Origin of the sequence: Mitsuokella apri, assembly GCF_051886055.1 — a bacterium.
In the GTDB taxonomy this organism is placed as follows: Bacteria; Bacillota; Negativicutes; order Selenomonadales; family Selenomonadaceae; genus Mitsuokella.
Window position 1 is genome coordinate 89,582 of the sequence record NZ_JBJEXT010000070.1, and the last position, 19,885, is coordinate 109,466.

General features: G+C 52.7%; 19 protein-coding genes. All 19 read right to left on the minus strand.

Features of this window, described 5'->3' with window-relative positions; translation table 11 throughout:
- Positions 1-119: 119 nt before the first annotated feature.
- Positions 120-1,214: a polysaccharide pyruvyl transferase CsaB gene (gene csaB, locus ACI4OH_RS10490; protein WP_435720892.1), complete on the minus strand. Its 1,095-nt coding sequence runs from the start codon at positions 1,212-1,214 to the stop codon at positions 120-122.
- Positions 1,214-3,277 carry a DUF5693 family protein gene (locus tag ACI4OH_RS10495; protein ID WP_439784720.1) on the minus strand — a complete coding sequence of 688 codons (2,064 nt, stop codon included), beginning with the start codon at positions 3,275-3,277 and terminating at the stop codon, positions 1,214-1,216. The genes csaB and ACI4OH_RS10495 overlap by 1 nt, the downstream gene beginning before the upstream one ends.
- A 26-nt stretch (positions 3,278-3,303) precedes the next feature.
- On the minus strand, positions 3,304-3,987 hold the full coding sequence (locus ACI4OH_RS10500; RefSeq protein WP_439784721.1) for an LmeA family phospholipid-binding protein: 684 nt from the start codon (positions 3,985-3,987) through the stop codon (positions 3,304-3,306).
- Positions 3,988-4,052: 65 nt separating this feature from the next.
- The gene (gene prfB / locus ACI4OH_RS10505) at positions 4,053-5,159 is read right to left on the minus strand and encodes a peptide chain release factor 2 (RefSeq protein ID WP_432646864.1); all 1,107 of its coding nucleotides are present in this window, start codon (positions 5,157-5,159) and stop codon (positions 4,053-4,055) included.
- Between the two features lie 85 nt (positions 5,160-5,244).
- The gene (secA, locus tag ACI4OH_RS10510) at positions 5,245-7,884 is read right to left on the minus strand and encodes a preprotein translocase subunit SecA (RefSeq protein ID WP_435720893.1); all 2,640 of its coding nucleotides are present in this window, start codon (positions 7,882-7,884) and stop codon (positions 5,245-5,247) included.
- 181 nt (positions 7,885-8,065) lie between these two features.
- Positions 8,066-8,917 (minus strand): ChbG/HpnK family deacetylase, encoded by an 852-nt coding sequence (locus tag ACI4OH_RS10515; RefSeq protein WP_439784722.1) that lies wholly within the window; start codon positions 8,915-8,917, stop codon positions 8,066-8,068.
- 178 nt (positions 8,918-9,095) lie between these two features.
- Positions 9,096-9,641: a ribosome hibernation-promoting factor, HPF/YfiA family gene (gene hpf, locus ACI4OH_RS10520; protein ID WP_432646867.1), complete on the minus strand. Its 546-nt coding sequence runs from the start codon at positions 9,639-9,641 to the stop codon at positions 9,096-9,098.
- A 266-nt stretch (positions 9,642-9,907) separates the two neighbouring features.
- Positions 9,908-10,108 carry a cold shock domain-containing protein gene (locus ACI4OH_RS10525; protein ID WP_005841449.1) on the minus strand — a complete coding sequence of 67 codons (201 nt, stop codon included), beginning with the start codon at positions 10,106-10,108 and terminating at the stop codon, positions 9,908-9,910.
- A gap of 150 nt (positions 10,109-10,258) precedes the next feature.
- The gene (locus ACI4OH_RS10530) at positions 10,259-10,978 is read right to left on the minus strand and encodes an amino acid ABC transporter ATP-binding protein (RefSeq protein ID WP_432646868.1); all 720 of its coding nucleotides are present in this window, start codon (positions 10,976-10,978) and stop codon (positions 10,259-10,261) included.
- A complete protein-coding gene (locus ACI4OH_RS10535) occupies positions 10,965-11,630 on the minus strand; it encodes an amino acid ABC transporter permease (RefSeq protein WP_432646869.1) in 666 nt (221 codons plus the stop codon). Before ACI4OH_RS10535 ends, ACI4OH_RS10530 begins: the two co-directional genes overlap by 14 nt.
- Before the next feature lie 160 nt (positions 11,631-11,790).
- Complete coding sequence (locus tag ACI4OH_RS10540; RefSeq protein ID WP_439784723.1) at positions 11,791-12,579, minus strand: basic amino acid ABC transporter substrate-binding protein; 789 nt, start codon at positions 12,577-12,579, stop codon at positions 11,791-11,793.
- A 151-nt stretch (positions 12,580-12,730) separates the two neighbouring features.
- Positions 12,731-13,018 (minus strand): zinc-ribbon domain containing protein, encoded by a 288-nt coding sequence (locus ACI4OH_RS10545; protein WP_295631383.1) that lies wholly within the window; start codon positions 13,016-13,018, stop codon positions 12,731-12,733.
- A 214-nt stretch (positions 13,019-13,232) separates the two neighbouring features.
- Positions 13,233-15,335 (minus strand): heavy metal translocating P-type ATPase, encoded by a 2,103-nt coding sequence (locus ACI4OH_RS10550; RefSeq protein ID WP_435720896.1) that lies wholly within the window; start codon positions 15,333-15,335, stop codon positions 13,233-13,235.
- Positions 15,332-15,991, minus strand: a complete 660-nt coding sequence (locus ACI4OH_RS10555) for an HMA2 domain-containing protein (RefSeq protein WP_439784724.1) — start codon at positions 15,989-15,991, stop codon at positions 15,332-15,334. Before ACI4OH_RS10555 ends, ACI4OH_RS10550 begins: the two co-directional genes overlap by 4 nt.
- Before the next feature lie 3 nt (positions 15,992-15,994).
- Positions 15,995-16,285 carry an HMA2 domain-containing protein gene (locus tag ACI4OH_RS10560; protein ID WP_439784746.1) on the minus strand — a complete coding sequence of 97 codons (291 nt, stop codon included), beginning with the start codon at positions 16,283-16,285 and terminating at the stop codon, positions 15,995-15,997.
- 124 nt (positions 16,286-16,409) lie between these two features.
- Positions 16,410-16,616, minus strand: coding sequence for a hypothetical protein (locus ACI4OH_RS10565; RefSeq protein ID WP_320834859.1), 207 nt, complete (start codon positions 16,614-16,616; stop codon positions 16,410-16,412).
- A 178-nt stretch (positions 16,617-16,794) separates the two neighbouring features.
- Complete coding sequence (ilvN, locus tag ACI4OH_RS10570) at positions 16,795-17,295, minus strand: acetolactate synthase small subunit (RefSeq protein WP_432646873.1); 501 nt, start codon at positions 17,293-17,295, stop codon at positions 16,795-16,797.
- A 24-nt stretch (positions 17,296-17,319) separates the two neighbouring features.
- Positions 17,320-19,008 (minus strand): biosynthetic-type acetolactate synthase large subunit, encoded by a 1,689-nt coding sequence (gene ilvB, locus ACI4OH_RS10575; protein ID WP_432646881.1) that lies wholly within the window; start codon positions 19,006-19,008, stop codon positions 17,320-17,322.
- A 169-nt stretch (positions 19,009-19,177) separates the two neighbouring features.
- Entirely contained in the window at positions 19,178-19,834 is a 657-nt protein-coding gene (locus tag ACI4OH_RS10580; protein WP_435720897.1) for a ComF family protein, read from the minus strand.
- Positions 19,835-19,885 lie beyond the last annotated feature (51 nt).

Genomic DNA, 19,885 nt, shown 5'->3' on the forward strand with positions numbered 1-19,885 from the left:
AAAGCCTCCCGTTCCTCCTATACATACAGATAATACTATCTTATACATTCTTCCTGAAATTTATCGCAGCCCAAAGAGTCTTATTCAAAAAAGAGGACCCCCAAGAGTCCTCTCTTCTATTATTTTCCTATGAGCTGCAGCGCCAGCTCCGCATTGCGTGCCGCAAGATTCCGCAGCTTCGCGAGGAGTTCCGCATTGCGCTTGCGGAAGACGGCCTTGTCGTTCCACTTGCGGCGGATTTCCGCCATGAGCTCATCTGCCGTGACATCATCGAGACTGCCAACCGGCTTTTCTCCGATGGAAGACAGGAAGCGGTCAATCTTGGGGTCATATGAAATGCCGATCATCGGCACGCCCATGACTCCCGCAAAAATCAGCGCATGCAGGCGGATGCCAAGCATGAGGTCCATGTTGCCGACGAGGGAAAGGAATTCGCTCGTTGTGTATTCGTCCTTGAGAACCGTACACGGCTCATGCGTCAGTTCGGCAATGGATTCTGCCGCCCGTACATCTTCCGGGAACTGCATCGGCAGAAAGACGACACGCGCGGATAATTCCCGTACAATGCGGTCCGACACCTCTGCCATGACCTTCTTAAAATGCGTTTCATGCTGCCAGTCGCGTACGGAAATGCCTACGACAGGTTCTGCACCATCGGCATGATAAGCATGGAAAATCGCTCTGCCCGCTTCCTTATCGACAGGATGAATAGCAAGCACAGGATCTGCTGTGCATTCAATCTGTGGCTTCGTAATCCCCAGCCTCGCCAGCTCCGTTAATGAGCCCTGATCCCGCACCGTGATCAAATTGACGCGGTTGCCAATCACGCGCATCGCAAACTCGGCGACACTGCCGATAATCGGGCCGATGCCCTGTGCATAAAGCATGACTTTTTTGCGCATGACCAAGGCCAGAAAGATGATGGCCAGATAGTAATAAAGGCTGCGCCGGCTTGTGACATTCTGCAGGAGACTCCCGCCGCCGCTGATGAGCAGATCAGCATGCCAAAGGGCCTTTATAATGGAAGGAAATCCCAACCAGGAGATGGATTCCACGCCATGGCGTTTACTCGTATCGGCAGGGCTTGCCGAGATTACCGTGATATGAAGTTTTGGGTCGAGATCACCGAGTACTTCGAGCATCGCCGCCAGCATCGCTTCATCACCAGCATTCTTGGAGCCGTAGTATCCCGATACGACAATCCTTCTCTCCATCAGTCTGCTTTACTCTCCTTTTTCCCGGCTCTGGCCATGACAGCCTGCCAAATTTCTACCAAAATCATTGCAACCGCACCGACGCCGGCGCCCAGTACAATACCGCCAATGCCGCGCATGAACGACATGTAAATTGGCGTACGCATATGTGCAAAGGTTTCAACCATAGACCCCTGACCAATCGTAGCGATGAGCACCAGGGCAAAGAATACCATCGTCGGCCATTTGCGCAGGACAGCCATAGCTGCGAGCATGAAGGCCGGATGGCCAATCAAAAGTTCCTTCGTGCGCGGACGGGCATAGAAGGCCTGTTCAAGGAAAGCACGGAAGCGCAGTTCCGTCTGCGAGACAGGCATGCCGGAGGTATGGCCGCTGCGTGCGACAAAGACAATACCGGCAGCTAAAACGACGAGCAGAACAAGCAGCGTCTTGATCTTGACCGGCATGTTGAGAATGCGTTTGAGCTGTTCCTTGACGCCTTCCGTATCGTCCATGCGGCCATCGAAAATATCGAAGCGCTGCAGGAAGGCAATGCCGACGAGCACGAGCGGCAGGACAAAGGTCAGCTTAATGCCGCGGAAGATATTGAACTCGAGGAAATACTGCGTATCTGCCAGCGAAGCCGAAAGGTACGCTGCACCGATATACGAAAGAGCACCTGTGACAAAGAGCGCAATGGCTGCCGTCACAATCAGGCGCGGCAGGGCGATGCGCGCTTTGTTCTTGTAGGCACGCACGCGGTCAAGCTGGAAGATGACAGCGATGGCAGGAAACACATTCGCACTTGCCAGAGCTGCCACCACGCGAATCTTGGAGCCATTGCCCATGAGCACCGGCACTGCCGCGAGGAGTCCGCAAACAACAAACAGGATGTACTGATAACGCGTACGCGCATTGAGCTTCGGAATGACCAGTGAAAGGTAGAGCACACCAGCCGCTGCTACGCCGAGCATGACAAGAGCGCGCAGATATTTTGAGGCATTGTAGAGCTCAAATGTACCGGCCTTGTCAATAGTATAACCATGTGCGATGAGTTTGTCATGGGTCGCCTTGAAATAATTCATATTTGTCTCCATGAGACTCATATTCGGCGACGGCTTGTCGTAGATGCGCAGGAGGTCAATGCGGATATTGCGTTCTTCATCCGTATTGGACCAGCGCTCGACTGCTGTATCAATCTTGAGTTTCGGCTGCTCGTCCTTCGGGATGGAATAGAGACGTGCGACATGGTCGTAGCCAAGCCCCTTAGCTATCTCCTGCATGCCATCCTGCTTATAGAACTGCAGCTGCGTGACGGCTTCAATGAGACCGAGGTTGATATGACGGTCCTTCATCTCATCAATCGTGGTCTGCAGGGCCTTTGGCGCACCAAGAGACTGCTGCCCCGAGAAGACGATTTCTGAGACATCAAAGCCATCGAGACGCGCAAAGACAGCCTTGACATCATCAGGCGTGCAGTCCGCGTAATTGCTCGGGCGTGCGAGCACATGGAAACCAGCATCGTTGACAGCCTTCATCTCATCCGTCGGCATGCCGAGATTCATCTTGAGGAAAGATTCGTAATGTGCCTTGACCGCCAGCACTTCCTCATTTCCCACCTGCATGGCCGTCACACGGTCGCTGCCAAGGCGGCGAATGAGGTCTTCCTTGACTTCGCGGTACGTCTGAGCATCGTGGCCGACAACATAGACTTCCCTGCCATCAATCTTGCCCGAAGCAACGAGCTGCCGCCAAAGCGGGTCACTCAGCGTGCCGTCATGATAATGTGCGAGAATCGTACTGCCTGCAACAGCCGTCGCCTTGCCGTTGTCATTGAGTTTCTTGAACGTCGTCTCATAGACAGCCAGTGACGAAATTCCCGCCGCTTTGGCTTTCTCAAGCACGACGCTTTCCGGCAGGCCTTCGCGCTCAGCAAGTTCCTGCAGTCCCTCATAATCAATGGCAAGGTCGACCTGACGGTTGGCCCGTTCTACCGCATGGCGCTGAAAACCGATGGCAACTGCTGCCAGCAGGCCTACGATAATAACCAGCACCAGAAAGCGGTTATACTTGAATCCTTTCATCTAATCCACCTTATCCTAAAAATCCCTTATTCTTCGCCGGCACGCACCAGCACACTGCCTTCCTGCTGCGTTACCGAAATCACGCGCATCGCAAGAGGAAGCTGTTCCGGTTTTACCAGAGGAATGCGGCCCAGCGTATCGCCAAGACGCGCCGTGCCAAACGGCGAATTCTGGATGTCAAACTGCTCCGTATCAAAATAGAGCGTACCATCATCCGCTACAATATGGCCAACCAGAGCGACCTGTGCCCTGCGCCCCAGAAGATTGGTATCTGCCGTCACCAGTACATTCTCATCGGTGATATGCACTTCGACATTATCGGCCTTGCTTATTTTGCGGGCCAATGCTTCACGCAGGCCATTTTCATCAAACATGGCCGTGAGAGAAAGTGCTTCTGCATCTTCAAGAGCCAGCCTGCCCTTAAAAAATGAGCTCATGTCAAGGTCTGCCCTGCGTCCATACAGGGACATTTCCCTTACGCGCAGCTGCCCGACCTGTCCGTCCTTCACCGTAACGGCCAGTGTATCCGTATGGCCCAAAAGCAGCGCGAGGCGCGGCGAAGCTGTGAGTTCCACACTGACGTCCGGCGTCGAGAATTTCTGAGACAGACGCCCTTCGAGGGCTGTTTCCACAACAGGCGGCAGCAAGAGCTCGCCGAGCACGATTAATATTATGAAGAACAAGCCCGTAATAGTCAAGTTTTTTCGCAATTTCATCACCTGCCAACGGAACAAGGAGCCAGAAGCGCTGCTCCTGACTCCTCTGAAAACACGACTCAGATTTCATGATTTGCTTTCGCCGCGAGGAATGCACGGATGAACATGTCGATATCGCCGTCCATGACAGCCTGCACATTGCCCGTTTCGACATTGGTACGGTGATCCTTAACCATCGTATAAGGCTGGAAGACATACGAACGGATCTGACTGCCCCACTCGATTTTCTGCTGATCGCCCTCGAGCTTGGCAAGCTCGGCCTCTTTTTTCTCCATCTCGAGTTCAAAGAGTTTTGCGCGCAGCATCTTGAGGCACTGCTCACGATTCTGCAGCTGGGAACGTTCATTCTGACACTGCACGACGATACCCGTCGGGATGTGCGTCATGCGCACAGCCGAAGACGTCTTGTTGATGTGCTGACCGCCGGCACCAGATGCACGGTACGTATCGACGCGGACATCCGACATATTGATGTTGACCTCGACATTATCGTCGATCTCCGGCATGATATCACAGGCTGCAAACGACGTATGGCGGCGTGCCTGTGCATCAAATGGGGAAATGCGCACGAGACGGTGAATGCCCTTCTCGGAACGCAGAAAACCGTAGGCATTATGACCTTTAATGAAGAGCGTTGCGCTCTTGACGCCGGCTTCATCACCGGGCAGCAGGTCTGCTGTCTCCACCGTAAAGCCATGGCGTTCTGCCCAGCGGCCGTACATGCGCAGGAGCATCTGCGTCCAGTCCTGCGCTTCCGTTCCGCCCGCACCAGCGTGCAGCGTCAGGATGGCATTGTTGGCATCATAAGGTCCGGAAAGCAGGACCTCAAGCTGCAGGCTCTCGAGTCCCTCGGACACAGCTGCCAGTTCTGTCTTTACATCCTCTTCCATGCTCTCGTCCTGTTCTTCCATGCCCATCTCCCAGAGAGTCTGGGCATCTTCGAATTTCGAGACAAGATGCTTGTATTTATCGACACTGATTTTGACATCATTGAGTTCCTGATTGATTTTCTGAGCTTTTTCTGCATCATCCCAGAAAGACGGCTCTCCCATCTTGTATTCGAGTTCGGCAATCTTCTCTTCCTTGGCCGGAACCTCGAGAGATTCCCCCATCTGGTCCAGCTTCGTCTTGAGTTCACTAAGCTGGGGTTTGATATCTTCGAGCATATTACCCTTTCCTTCTATCTTCTATGGTTCTTATGTTTATCGTTTTAATGTATGATTCGCTGCTGTCAGCGCCTTGGCGCTTTGATCAGACTTCATTTCTGCCGCAGCAATTCTTGTACTTTTTGCCGCTGCCGCATGGGCAGGGATCGTTGCGGCCAATTTTTTTGCCATCCTTTGTCACAGGCTTCTTCTTGGCTTCAGCCGCACTGACCTCGTCGCCATGCGATGCCTGTGCATTCTGCAGGTGATCTTCAAGCTGCGATTTCTGATTCTTGATGATCTCTTCCATCTTGGCCTTGTCCTGTGCCGAAGCCTCTGCAGGCTGATTGGCATTCGCCTGAGCGGCAGCAGCCTGCTGTGCGGCCTGCTGCTCCGGCGTAATGATGCTGACATGATACATGAGCGAAGCAATCTGGTCCTGAATGGCTGCTTCCATCTCCTCGAACATGTCGAGAGCCTCAATCTTGTACTCAACGAGCGGATTGCGCTGGCCATAGGCGCGCAGGTTGATGCCGTCGCGCAGCATATCCATATGGTCGAGGTGTTCCATCCACTTCTTGTCGACCACGCGCAGCATGACGACTTTTTCGAGTTCGCGCATATTCTCTTCGCCAAAGAGCAGTTCACGGTTGTGATAGCCCTCTTCCGCGAGTTTTTCGAGCGTTTCCTGCAGTTCATCGCGGCTCATCGCAGCGAGCTCTTCCTTCTTAAGGCGTCCCTGCGGTGCATAAATCTTCTCAGCATCTTCAATGAGGCCGTCGAGCTGCCATTCCTCAGGATAGAGGTCAGCATTGGCGTACTGGTCCATCTCCGCACGGATGATGTGCTTGACCATGCCCATGATGTTCTCGCGCAGGTTCTCACCAAAGAGAATCTTGCGGCGTTCGCCGTACATGACTTCACGCTGCTGATTCATGACGTCATCGTATTCAAGGACGTGTTTGCGGATATCGAAGTTGCGGGCCTCGACTTTCTTCTGCGCATGCTCGATGGAGTTCGTGATGAGCTTGTGTTCAATCGGCTCATCCTCTTCCATGCCGAGCTTATCCATGATGCCCGAAATGCGGTCCGAGGCAAAGAGGCGCAGCAGGTCATCTTCGAGGGACAGATAGAAACGCGAAGCACCCGGATCGCCCTGACGGCCGGCACGGCCGCGCAGCTGGTTGTCGATGCGGCGGGATTCGTGACGCTCCGTACCGATGATGAAGAGGCCGCCGAGTTCCGGCACACCCTCGCCGAGCTTGATATCCGTACCGCGGCCGGCCATGTTCGTCGCAATTGTCACGGCGCCCTTCTGACCGGCACCGGCGATGATCTCGGCTTCCTTTTCGTGGAACTTCGCATTGAGTACGTTGTGGGGAATGCCGTGTTTCCGCAGGATGGCACTGAGTTCTTCCGACTGCGTGATCGAAGTCGTACCGATGAGCACCGGCTGTCCTTTAGCATGAAGCTCCGTAACGGCCTTGCCAACGGCTTTGTACTTCGCGCGTTTCGTCTTAAAGATGAGGTCCGGATAATCCTTGCGGATGACCGGTTTATTCGTCGGCACGACGATGACCGGCAGATTGTAAATCTTGAGGAACTCGTCCTCCTCCGTCTTGGCCGTACCAGTCATGCCGGCCAGTTTATCGTACATGCGGAAATAATTCTGGAACGTGATGGTGGCCAGCGTCTGGCTCTCGCGCTGGATTTTGACACCCTCCTTGGCCTCGATAGCCTGATGCAGGCCGTCCGAATAACGGCGTCCCTCCATCAGGCGGCCCGTGAACTCATCGACGATGATGATTTCGCCGTTGCGCACGACGTAATCGCGGTCGCGTTTCATCAGGGCCTTGGCGCGCAGGGCAGCCGTAAAGCAGTGGGAAAGCTCGATATTTTCCGGTGCATAAAGGTTGTTGATGCCGAGAATCTTTTCGACCTTCGGAATCGTGCTGTCGGCAGGAGCTACCGTTTTCTGCTTCTCATCGACCGTATAGTCAGCGCCTTCCTTAAGTCCGGCAACCGCCTTGGCCATGACGGCGTACATATCCGTCGACTTGGAGCCCGGGCCCGAAATAATAAGCGGCGTACGCGCTTCATCGATGAGGATGGAGTCCACCTCATCGACGATGGCATAGTGGAGCTTGCGCTGGACCATCTGCTCCGGATAGATAACCATGTTGTCACGCAGATAGTCAAAACCGAATTCGTTATTCGTACCGAACGTGACATCGCGGCTGTATGCAAATTTTCGTTCCGGGAAGTCCATATCGTGCACGACAAGGCCGACAGTCAGGCCGAGGAAGCGATACAGACGTCCCATATCCTCGCTGTCGCGCTTGGCCAGATAGTCATTGACCGTGACCATATGCACGCCTTCGCCGGTCAGCGCATTGAGGTACACAGGCAGCGTCGCCACGAGGGTTTTACCTTCACCGGTACGCATCTCGGCAATCTTGCCTTCATGCAGGCACATGCCGCCGATGAGCTGTACATCAAAATGACGCATGCCCAGTACGCGGCGCGAACCTTCGCGCACGACAGCAAATGCCTCAGGCAGGATATCTTCAAGCGTTTCCCCATTTGCGAGACGCTCACGGAATTTATTCGTATAACCCGTCAGCTTGTCGTCCGTAAGAGCCTGCATCTGCGGCTCGAGCGCATTGATCTTATCGACCACTTTGCGGTAACGGGCAATCTCTTTATCGTTATTGTCACCTAAGAATCTCTTGATGAATCCCAGCAACCAAATCACTCCTTCTATTTCTATGCTTATGACGGGAACATGCTTCCGATAAAACGAGTCACGTGCCATGTTCCCTATAGTTAGCCTACCTTACAATATTATCAGACTGACCTTTATAAGTCAATTTCCCCTTTGTTATGCTTTCCTTAATTCTCTTTGCTTCTATATTATGCCGCACCGTTCAGACACCGCCGTAGAGATGGCGGAAATTCACGGGGCAGATTTTTCTCTTTTCCATGGCCTGACGAACCTCTTTTGAAGTAATCGCGCGCAGTTCTTCCTCAAAGTCATGCTGCCAGCCGCTGTCCTGCTGCAGAATTTCATTATGGATGCCCGGATGCATCATGACCTCAGTCGTACCAGGCTGCAGATGTTCTACCACCTGCAGGAGTTCTTTTTCGCTCACGGCTTCTCCGGCGACAATGCCGGCAAAATGATTGGGCGTCAGGATGCCGCGCTTTTTTGCCTTATATGCCGAAAGACGTGCCAGTGTGCTGAGTCCGAGCCGGCCGACCAGCTGCCCAAGACCGCCAAAATGGCCTGCAAAAACAGGCGTGCAGGGCGTGCGCATCGCCCGAATGCCGGCTGCTTTCGTCAAATCGAGAACAATGTCGATGATGCCCGGCAGTGTATGCATGTGCTGGTGGCTGTCGACATGCGAAATGGGTACCCCCGTACCTTCGACCTTGCTGAGTTGAGCGGCAAGTTCCTGCCGAACTTCCTCAAAATTGACTTTTCCCTGCAGATAATGTTTGAGAAACGCATTATGGTCCGGATAAAAGAGGCCGTATTCCGTCACCAGAGAGGGAATCTCTGCGGGCGGCAGGATGGGCCGGCCGTCCACCAGCGTAAAATGGACCCCAAGTCCAAGCTCTTTATGATGGCGCGCCAGTTCTACAGCTCCCGCAAAAGCCCTGCCCCCCGGCATAACGGTCGCCGAACGCAGGCATCCTTCCACAAGACCTTTTGCCACGGCCGCGTTGATGTCTTCATGACGGCCAAAATCATCAGCATTGATAATGATGTATTTCAAACTACGCACCTCGTTTTTACTGCAGGAAAGTCATAACAGCTACAGCGCACATTATAGCGCAGGAACCGCCGTATGACAATCTCTCTGCAAAAGAGTGCCCTTGCGAAAATGTACAGCGCAAATTGCGCATAAAAAAGGAGCCTGCAGGAGGCTCCCTTGTGTCTTATTCATTCACCTGTCAATTGCCCGATTCAATGAGGCCATAGTTGCCATCGTTGCGGCGATAAACGACATTGACATCTTCCGTCTGAGCATCACGGAATACAAAGAAATTATGATTCAGGAGATTCATCTCCATGATGGCTTCCTGAACATCCATCGGTTTTACGATGAATTTCTTCGTCTTGACGACTTTATACGTATCGCTCTCATCTTTTGCATCCGGCATCGGACTTGCTTTGAGTTCCTCTGTCTTAAACTGACCCGAACGCAGACGGCGGGCGAGTTTCGTCTTCTGTTTGTGAATCTGGCGCTCGAGTTTCTCGACGACAAGGTCAATGGACGTGTACATATCCATCGTCGATTCTTCACCGCGCAGCAGGATACCGCCTGGGATTGGTACGGTTACCTCTACGATGTGGCGTCCCTTCGATACCGTCAGCAGCACCTTGATATCCCCTACCGTATCAAAGTATTTCGTGACTTTGCCGACGCGTTTCTCTACGTATTCGCGCAGGGACGGAGTAATCTCGATATTCTTGCCTCTTACAGTGAATGTTGCCATAAGACACATCCCCTTTCTTATTCTATGCCGACGAACGGCACAATTTATCGAGTAAAGCAGAACGTCAGACTTTACACTTTGACATCAGATGCACTGTATTCTGACCGCTTCTGTTTTATATTTGTAGTATTCGCCATAGCCGCGCGAATCCCTTCTTTGTCATGCGATTATTTTATAAAAAATCAGAAACTTGCCCGCGCGCCATATTTCCCCAAACATCAAGAAAAGCCAGGTCCTTTACAGAACCTGGCTTTCGCAATTGACTTTTATGCCGTCTTGATGACGTTGGCAGCCTGCGGGCCGCGCGCTCCTTCTACAATCTCGAACTCTACGTCCTGACCTTCATTGAGCGTCTTGAAACCTTCATCCTGGATTGCGGAGAAGTGAACGAAAACATCGTCTCCACCCTCGCGTGCGATGAAGCCATAGCCTTTCTCAGGGCTGAACCATTTTACTTTGCCAACCATAATGATTCCTCCTAAACCAAACAGCGAACCGTCAGGATATCGACACATCCCGACTCAAATCTGATTATACCGAGCAGGCCCTGCATTGTCAATGAAATACTTGACACAGGCGTCATGTATACAATTGAACAAAACTCCGGCTTTTCCCTATCAGAGGACTTTCGACAGGAACAGACGCGTGCGCTCTTCCTGCGGATGCTCGAAAACTTCCTTCGGGTCGCCCTGCTCGATGATGCGGCCATCGTCGACAAAGAGCAGGCGGTCGCCGACTTCGCGGGCAAAGCCCATCTCATGCGTGACAATGACCATCGTCATGCCCTCTTCAGCAAGTTTGCGCATGACGTCGAGGACTTCGCCGACCATTTCCGGGTCAAGGGCCGACGTCGGCTCATCAAAGAGCATGACTTTCGGCTTCATAGCCAGTGCACGGGCAATGGCCACGCGCTGCTGCTGGCCGCCTGACAGCTGACTCGGATAAGACTCGGCCTTGTCGGCGAGGCCGACACGTGCCAAAAGTTTGCGTGCCGTATCCTCTGCTTCCTGTTTCGATATATGGCGGACCTTGATAGGGGCAAGCATGATATTCTGCAGCACGGTCATATGCGGGAACAGATTGAAGCGCTGGAAGACCATGCCGACTTCCTCGCGCACCTTATTGATATTCGCTTCCCCGTCGAGTACAATCCCATCGACGCTGACGGTACCGGAAGTCGGCTGCTCAAGATAATTCATGCAGCGCAAAAGCGTGCTCTTGCCGGAACCGGATGGTCCGATGATGACGACGACTTCTTTTTCCTTAATGGTCAGCGTGATCCCCTTGAGGACCTCCACGTCACCGAACGATTTTTTAAGATTCTCAATGTCGATCATCCGTCTTGTACCTCCTCTCCAGATAGGCCACAAACTGCGAAATCGTCAGGGTCATGGCCAGGTAAATGACAGCAACGCTGAGCCAGATTTCCAAAGAACCATACGTCTTGGCAATGATCAGCTGGCCGCGGCGCGTGAGTTCTTCAAAACCGATGACGGAAACAAGGGAAGAATCCTTCAGCAAAGCGATGAACTCATTGCCGAGTGGCGGTATGACGCGCTTGAAAGCCTGCGGCACAATGATGTAGCGCATCGTCTGTCCCCAGGTCATGCCAAGAGAACGTCCGGCTTCCATCTGCCCCTTATCGATGGACTGAATGCCTGCGCGGAAAATCTCAGCGACATAAGCACCGGAGTTGATGCCGCAGGAGCCGATAGCAGCCACAAACGGGTCAACGCGCTGCCCCGTAATGACCGGCAGAGCAAAGTAAACGAGGAAGATCTGCACGAGCAGCGGCGTGCCGCGGAAGAAATCAACGTAAATTGCCGCGAAGATGCGCAGGATGCGGATGCTCGAAATGCGCGCAATGCCGACAAAAAGACCGATGACAACACCGAGTGCCACAGAAAGGGCCGTGATTTTGATCGTGACGCCTGCACCGACTAAGAGCAGCGGGAAGGAATTCACAACCAAATCGAAGTTAAAATGCATTTGCTTTCACCTTACCATTCGGATTTATAAATATTCATTGCATAGAAAAACCTGATTCTTATTATATTTCCTGCCTTGACTCCTGTCAACGAGGAAAAAGAAAAAAGCATCACGCCGCGGGGACGTGATGCTTCTTTATGCAGGAATCGTGATTACGCGATTATTTGCTGCTGCTGCCGAACCATTTCTGGAAAATCTTGTCGTATTCGCCATTTTCCTTGAGTTTCTTCAGCGCTTCATTGACCTTGGACTGCAGCTCCGTGTTGTCCTTAGCCATAGCGATACCGTAGTCTTCAGCCGTCAGCTTCTCGTCGAGAGCTTTGACACCCGTCTCGCCGCTCTTCTGGATGTAATAGTCGTTGACCGGACGGTCGTTGACAACGGCATCTACACCGTGACCCTTGAGTTCCATGAAGCAGTCAGCCGGCGTGTTGAGCTCTTTGACTTCAACGCCGCCGAGCTTCTTGACAGCCTCAGCACTCGTCGTGCCGATCTGAACCGCGACTTTCTTGCCCTTGAGGTCCTGGAACGTCTTGATGCCCTGTTCGTCTGCACGGACAACCATCGTCAGGCCGGACTGATAATACGGATCCGAGAACAGGACATTCTCTTTACGCTCATCATTGATCGTCATGCCCGAGATGATGACATCGATGTTCTTAGCCTGCAGAGCCGGAATCAGGCCATCAAAGCCGATGTTCTGAATTTCGACATCGTAGCCCATCTCTTTGCCGATGGCACGAATCAGGTCCATATCAAAGCCCTGATATTCTTTCTGTCCTTCATCCTGGAATTCGAACGGCGCAAAGTCGATGGACGAACCAACCTTGAGCACTTTCGCGCTCGAGCTGCTGCCCGACGAGGACGAGCTGCTGCCGCCGCAGCCAGCCAGTGCCAGCGTCGCAAAGACGCAGGCTGCCAGGAGGACCAGTAATTTCTTGAGTTTCATACAAAATCCCTCTCTCTCATAGGTTTTCATAGATTCTTTCAGACAATGAGGCCCGGAATATTCCTCCGGGCCTCATTGCTCACTTGCATGCCCTATTATAACATAGTTAGTATAATTATGCTAGTCTCATGCAAACATTTTCACCATGATCTCAATGCTGTGCTTTTCTCTTGTTGAAGCAGTCACGGCAGTATACCGGACGGTCGTTTTTCGGTTCAAACGGAACTTCCGTTTCTTTACCGCAATCTGCACAGATAACCTTGTACATCTGGCGCTGCTCGCCACCCTCGCGGCTGCGGCGGCGCTTGTCACGACAATCACGGCAGCGAGCCGGTTCGTTCTCGAAGCCCTTTTCAGCGTAGAATTCCTGTTCACCAGCGGTGAAGATGAATTCCTTGCCACATTCTTTGCACGTGAGTGTCTTGTCCTGGAAAGCCATAAGATAATCCCCTTACTGAAAAATAGAATAACACTGTAGATGTCCGTTCTCTAAATGCAGATATGCGAAGAAAATAGAACGTCTATAAGACAGTATATAAGGAAAGGAGTTAAAGTGCAAGTAATTTTTTTATTGCTAAAGTTTTCAGGCATTTAAGCAAAAAATCTTTAGCCGAACGAATCCGGCTAAAGATTTTAAGAAATATTTTTCTTTTTTACGCTCTTCTGCGGCGGCTGATAAAGGCTTTTTTCTGCGGTCTCAGGATGCGGCAGCTGTTGAGGACAACAGCCAGTGTTGCCGTATTGTGAATGACCGCGGCCCAAAGCGGGTTGATCTTGCCAAGAGCGCCGAGAAGCATCGCGCCGCTGTTGACGAGAATCGTGGCCATGAAGTTCTGCTGCACGAGATCCATCGTGCGGCGTCCCAGCTGCAGGGCTTCCATCAGGCGTGACGGATCTTCCGAATGGATCGTCACGGCCGAAGATTCTGCTGCAATATCGGTCTGACGGCCGCCGAGGGATACACCGACATCGGCAAAAGCCAGAGCCGGTGCATCGTTGATGCCATCGCCGACCATCATGACCGTGCCGCGCTGTTTGAGCTTGTTGACATAGTCCGACTTATCCTCGGGCAAAATCTCCGCATGATACGAATCGATATCCATGCTGCGGGCAACTTCCTGTGCCACGGCCTTGCTGTCGCCTGTAAGCATGACAATCTCATCGATGCCGTAACGGCGCATCTGATTGAGCGTCTTCTTCATCTTTGGACGAATCGGATCCTCAATGCCGATGACACCGATAAGCTTTTGGTCTCTTGCGACATAGAGAAGATTCTTGCTCGTGAGGCCCGCATCAAGCGCTTCGTCATCGACGATGCCATTCTCGGCCAAGAATTTTCTGCTGCCGACGCGGACTACGCCGCCCTTGAAGCCTTCAAAATCGGGGACTTCTGCCTGCATGCCGCGGGCCACAATGGTCTGCGACGTCTTATGATGCGGCGTTTCCCATTTCTTTTCCTTAACGTATTTCTGAATGGCCACAGCCAGAGGATGCACGGAATGCATCTCAGCCGAAGCAGCGAGCAGCACGGCCTCTTTTTCCGTAACGCCCTGTGCTGTCTTGACAAAGGAAATCTGCGGTACACCAATGGTCAGCGTGCCCGTCTTATCGAGCACGACCGTATCGGTCTCGGCCAAAGCTTCAATATAGTTGCCACCCTTGACGAGAATGCCGCGTTTTGCTGCTGCGCCGATAGCCGCGGAAATGGCCGTAGCGGTCGAAAGCTTCAGGCCGCAGGAGAAATCAATGAAGAGCAGGTTGAGCACGCGCTGCCAGTCCCGCGTTGCACCGTAAACGATGGCTGCGCCGAGGAAGGAAATCGGCACGAGAAAATTGGCCATCTGGTCGGCAAAATTCTGTACCGGTGCCTTGCGTGTCTGTGCTTCTTCAACGAGATGGACAATATGCGCGAGGCTCGTATCTTTGCCGACTTTTTCAACGGCAATGACGAGTTCGCCGGCTTCCACAACAGAGCCTGCATAAACAGGCGAACCCTTATGCTTCATAGCCGGGTTCGATTCACCTGTGATGGACGCCTGGTTGATGGCAGCATCGCCGCGCAGCACATGGCCATCGATGACGATTTTCTCACCGGTATGCGCCGCGATAACATCGCCGGCCTTGACCTGTTCAATGGGAACTTTGCGTTCCGTCTCACCGTCAACCAGCCATACGTAGCGCTGGTCCATCGACAGCAGGCCTGAGATGTGACTGCGCGCGCGTTCTGCCGCATAGCTCGTGAGCATCTCCGCACCGTTCGAGATGGCCAGAAGTGTCAGGCTCGACTCCGGCTTGCCAGCCAGCACCGAAGCAATGACAGCCGTGGCCGTCAATGTATCGGCATTTGGGCGATGGTCCCTGACCATTCCCTGCACGCCGTTTTGGATGAATTTGCGGGCAATGGCCAGTACCAGAAGACTGCGCACCACCTTCATGCTCAGGAAAAGCTGCGGCGACGTGCGTTTGAGGACTTCCATGCCGGCAAAACTTGCCAGAGAAAACAGGGCATCGCGGCGATATTCGGCAAGGCGCTCAGACGGCGTAACAGCAGCTTCCTTTGCCCGCGTCACAGTTTCAATGGCCAAATTTTGGATTTCACGAATCGGCAAAGTCCCGCAGTACCAGATTTGTACTCTCTTTTCCATAACCGCCACGGCCTTGACCATGCGGTAGCGGCGTATCGCAGCGGCAAGCTTCGCGCGTTCTTCACGCGGCAGTGCCATCTGCAGATTCAAATAACAACTTCCGTACATCATACTGTACGCCATCCTCTCATCAGAGACAACGCCCACCAGAGCATCTGTGCTCCCGATGGGGAACTATACGTCATGAGCATCTTGCGCAGACCGCGCAGGGCAAAAAGCAGCGAAGCGAGTGAGCTCATATCAAACCAGCCGCAGGTACGGCGGTTGATCCAGGCCGAAAAAGCACGGCCCGAATTGCGCACACTGCGCGTGATGCCGCCGGCATGCGACTCATCGATGGCCGCGGCTTCTGCTTTTTCAGCGGCTTCGGCGGCCGGAATGCGGAAGAAACGCTCTTCGAGCCAGGCAGCGAGGCCATCGACACGAACTGCATCCTTCTCAGCAAAAGTAATCAAGATGCTGCCACTCAGGGCATTCACCGAGATGCTTTCTACAAAGTCAAGGCGGGCAAGGCTGTCTTCCAGCATTTTTGCCATGGACGGTGCTATTTTTCCGGCACGGTAACGGCGGCGTCCCGGCAGCGCGGAAACGAGAGCAAACGCAGGCAGTGTTTTTTCTACTTTCACTGCACCAACCTCCCTGTTGATTTTTCCTACGGTGCGCCCTGCTGCCTGCATATTCCGGCTCTGCACAGGACTGCCGCCAAAGAACTGGCGGATGCCCTTGCCGATTGCGGCGCCCATCATGAATCCCGATACGTATGACATAGGTTATTTCCTCCTTGCATGCGTCATGATATATTCCTCTACTTTGCGCAGATCGTGATTTCTGCGGAGTTTTTCCGGCTCATAATGAATCAGGATCGACCCTGTTACGATACTCGTCTCCACTCGTTCAATCTCCGCAAAGGCATTGAGCTGCTGCTGTACCTGACGTTCCAGCTCCAGATTGCCAAGCAATTTTTTGCTGCGCAGGCGGATACGTCCTGGTAAATACGATGAAATCTCAACGGAGCGGATGAACAGGTCCAATTTACTTGTAGGGATCTGCAAACTTCCCATAAGGTTCAAGATACTTCCTCCTAGTTACGCGCGATGAATGCGCAATCCATCCCTATCCCTCAAAACTGCTCTTACAGAAAGAGACTGCCAAACGAACTGGCAGTCTCCCCCTTTCGCAAGAAAATTAGTTTTTCTTGGCTTCCTGAGCCGCAATGAGATCTTCGAGCTCTTCCTTCTGGCGCTGAAGTTCAGCGAGAGGAATTTCACCAGCCGGAGCAGCCGGCTGCAGAGCTGCCATCTGCTGCTCACGCTCCTGCATGAAGCGGTAGCCGAAGATGCCTGCAACAGCACCTACTGCAAGGCCAATCCAAAAATCAGTCTTCTGGAACATCCTAATCCATCCTCCTTCATTTCAAACAAGCGGAGCTTCACTCCTGACTCATCGTAATAGCAAAGGGACCATCCCCTTGACTCCTTTAAATTCTATCACTAATGGTTATCATTGTCAAAATATAAAAATGCCTGTTTCCTAAAATAAACAAGGAAACAGGCACATATCATTTCATGTTTTACATATTCTTGACCGGCACCGGACCGCGGGAAAGTGCAATGGCGCCCGTTCTGGCGATCTCGATAATCCCGTACTCTGCCAGGATCTGACAAAGGCCATCGATCTTGCTCTGTGAACCCGTCAATTCAATGACCACATCTTCAGGATTCACATCAACGATATTGGCACGGAAAATATTGACGACATTGATGATATCACTGCGCGTCTCACGAGTAGCTTTTACCTTAATGAGCACGAGTTCCCGCTCAATCGAATCTTCCTGCGTCAGATTGACAATCTTGATGACGTCGATGAGTTTATTGAGCTGCTGGATGACCTGGTCGAGTTCGGCCTCCGACTCAACAGAGACAACGATATTGATGCGCGTGACATCCGGCTCTTCCGTATAGCCGGCAGAAATGCTCTCGATATTGAAAGCGCGGCGGCTGATCAGACCGGATACATGCGTCAGGACGCCTGGTTTATTATCCACAAGTACTGCAAGCAGATATTTTTTCATCTCGTTTTCCTCCTCATGCCTCTGTCAAAGATTGCCCAGTACCATCTGGTCGAGTCGTTTGCCGCCCGGAACCATCGGCAGGACATCCTCTTCTTCCGGAATGACGACATCGATGAGGGCTGCGCCTTTTTCCGCCATGATAGCCGGCAGTTTTGTCTCAAGTTCCTCCTTCTTTGTCAGGCGATAGCCTTTCACGCCCATGGCCTCGGCCAGTTTGACAAGATCCGTCTTGCCCTTGAGCTCGGACTGCGAATAATGATGATTGTAGAACAAGCGCTGCCACTGGCCGACCATGCCGAGAATCTCATTGCGGATGACTACGACTTTTACATCAATATCGTTGTCTGCAATGGTTGCAAATTCCTGACAGTTCATCATGATACTGCCATCACCCGTGAACAGGATGACGGGGGAATCCGGGCAGCCGACTTTGGCGCCGAGAGCAGCAGGCAGGCCATAGCCCATCGTACCCTGACCGCCTGAGGTCAGGAAATGGCGCGGCTTATAAACCTTGAAGAACTGCGCCGCCCACATCTGATGCTGTCCGACATCCGTAACGCCAATCGCATCACGGCTCGAGAGCCCACTGATCTTGCTGATGAGCGCACCCGGCTTAATCGCGTCGCCCTCTTCCTGATAGCCAAATGGATGTTTTGCAGCCGTTTCCAGGGCATGTTCCAGCCACGGAGCAAATGCCTTCTGAAAATCATCCGGGCAGGCTGCGAGTTTATCGCGCAGAATGGGAAGGGACCAGCTGAGATCGCCGAGAACGCGGTAATCCGCCTTGACATTCTTATTGACTTCGGCGCGGTCAATCTCAAAATGAACCACCTTAGCGTGCGGGGCAAATTCGGAGACTTTGCCGGTGACGCGGTCGCTGAAGCGCATGCCAATACAGAGCAGCAGGTCGCATTCCTGGATGGCCATATTGGCGCCATAGGAACCATGCATGCCGGCAAAACTCAAAAATCCCTTTTCATCCGCAGGGATTGCGCCGAGACCAAGCAGCGTTGCCGTACTCGGCACACCGAGGCGTCTGACGATATCACAGAGCACAGACGAGGTTTCCGAAATGATGACGCCGCCGCCGGCAAAAATCAGTGGCTTCTTGGCTGCACGAATGGCCTCGACTACTGCGTCAATTTCCTTTTCATCGCCGATATTCTCGCCGCTGTAGCCGCGCAGATGAACCGAATCCGGATAAACGTAGTCAAATTTTGTGTCAAATACATCCTTAGCTACATCTATAACCACAGGCCCCGGACGTCCCGTTCTCGCAATATAGAAAGCTTCCTTGAGGACGCGCGGCAGGTCTTTGACGTTCTTGACGAGATAATTGTGTTTCGTGATTGGCGTCGTGATGCCGCAGACATCAGCTTCCTGGAAAGAATCCTTGCCAATGTACGGATTTGCCACCTGCCCCGTGATACAGACCAAAGGAACAGAATCCGTATAAGCTGTGGAAATGCCCGTGACCAGATTCGTCGCACCAGGACCGGACGTGGCAAAGACGACACCGACTTTGCCTGTAGCCCGCGCATAGCCGTCAGCCGCATGCACAGCTCCCTGCTCATGGCGCGTCAGCACATGCGGGAATTTCATTCTGTAAACAGCATCATACAGCGTAAGCACAGCACCGCCAGGATAGCCAAAAACAACGTCCACACCTTCATTTTTAAGACTGGTAAGCACAGCCTCTGCACCATTCATCATCAAGTGAAAGCCCCCTTATATCGTGGATTAATACCATAATGTACGGAAATGTACGAAATGCATAAAAAAACATGTACAGAAAAGCGGATTCTTATATTATACAACATATGTATACAATGTTACAACTGAAAGGTACAAAAATATACATTAAAGATACACTTTAACTTGTTCAGCGGTGATCACTGGCAAAAACAAGAACGTCAACGCGCGCAGCACCAGCACGTTTCAAAACAGCAGCACAGGCAAAAAGTGTCGCACCTGTCGTCAGGATATCGTCGAGCAGCAGAATATTCCTGCCTGCCACGGCGGCATCATCCGACAGGGCAAAGGCCTGACTCAGGATCTCGCGCCGTTCCTGCGGCGTATGGTCATAAAGCGGCGCTGTTTTTTTCGTTCGTACGAGGGCACGCCTGAGAGGAATGCCCTTGGCGGCCAGCCAGCTGCGGAAAATAACCTCGACCTGATTGAACCCGCGCCATTTTTCTCTCTGCCTGTGAAGCGGCACAGGTACGGCAAAATCATAATCATCCGCAAGGACCAGCCCTGTCTGCTGCAAGAAGGTCTCAATATATGGCAGCGTGCTGCGCTGTTTCTTGTATTTCAGTGCATGAATAAGACTGCGCAGTCCGCCCCGATATACACCAAGCGCCCATGCCGTTCCAATTAAAGAGCGCATGGGCACAGGCAGCAATATCATATGAGGCTTCTGCGCATCCTGCAGACAGGATGCGCACCATTCTCCACTTCGCGGGACATACGCATGGCAGACAGGGCAGTGCGGCGGGAATAGAAAATCAAGCAACGCCTGCCATCCCTCCTGAAACATCGTCTGCCCCTCCTTTTATAAAGCGTGCCTGCATAAGTCACGGATTATGAA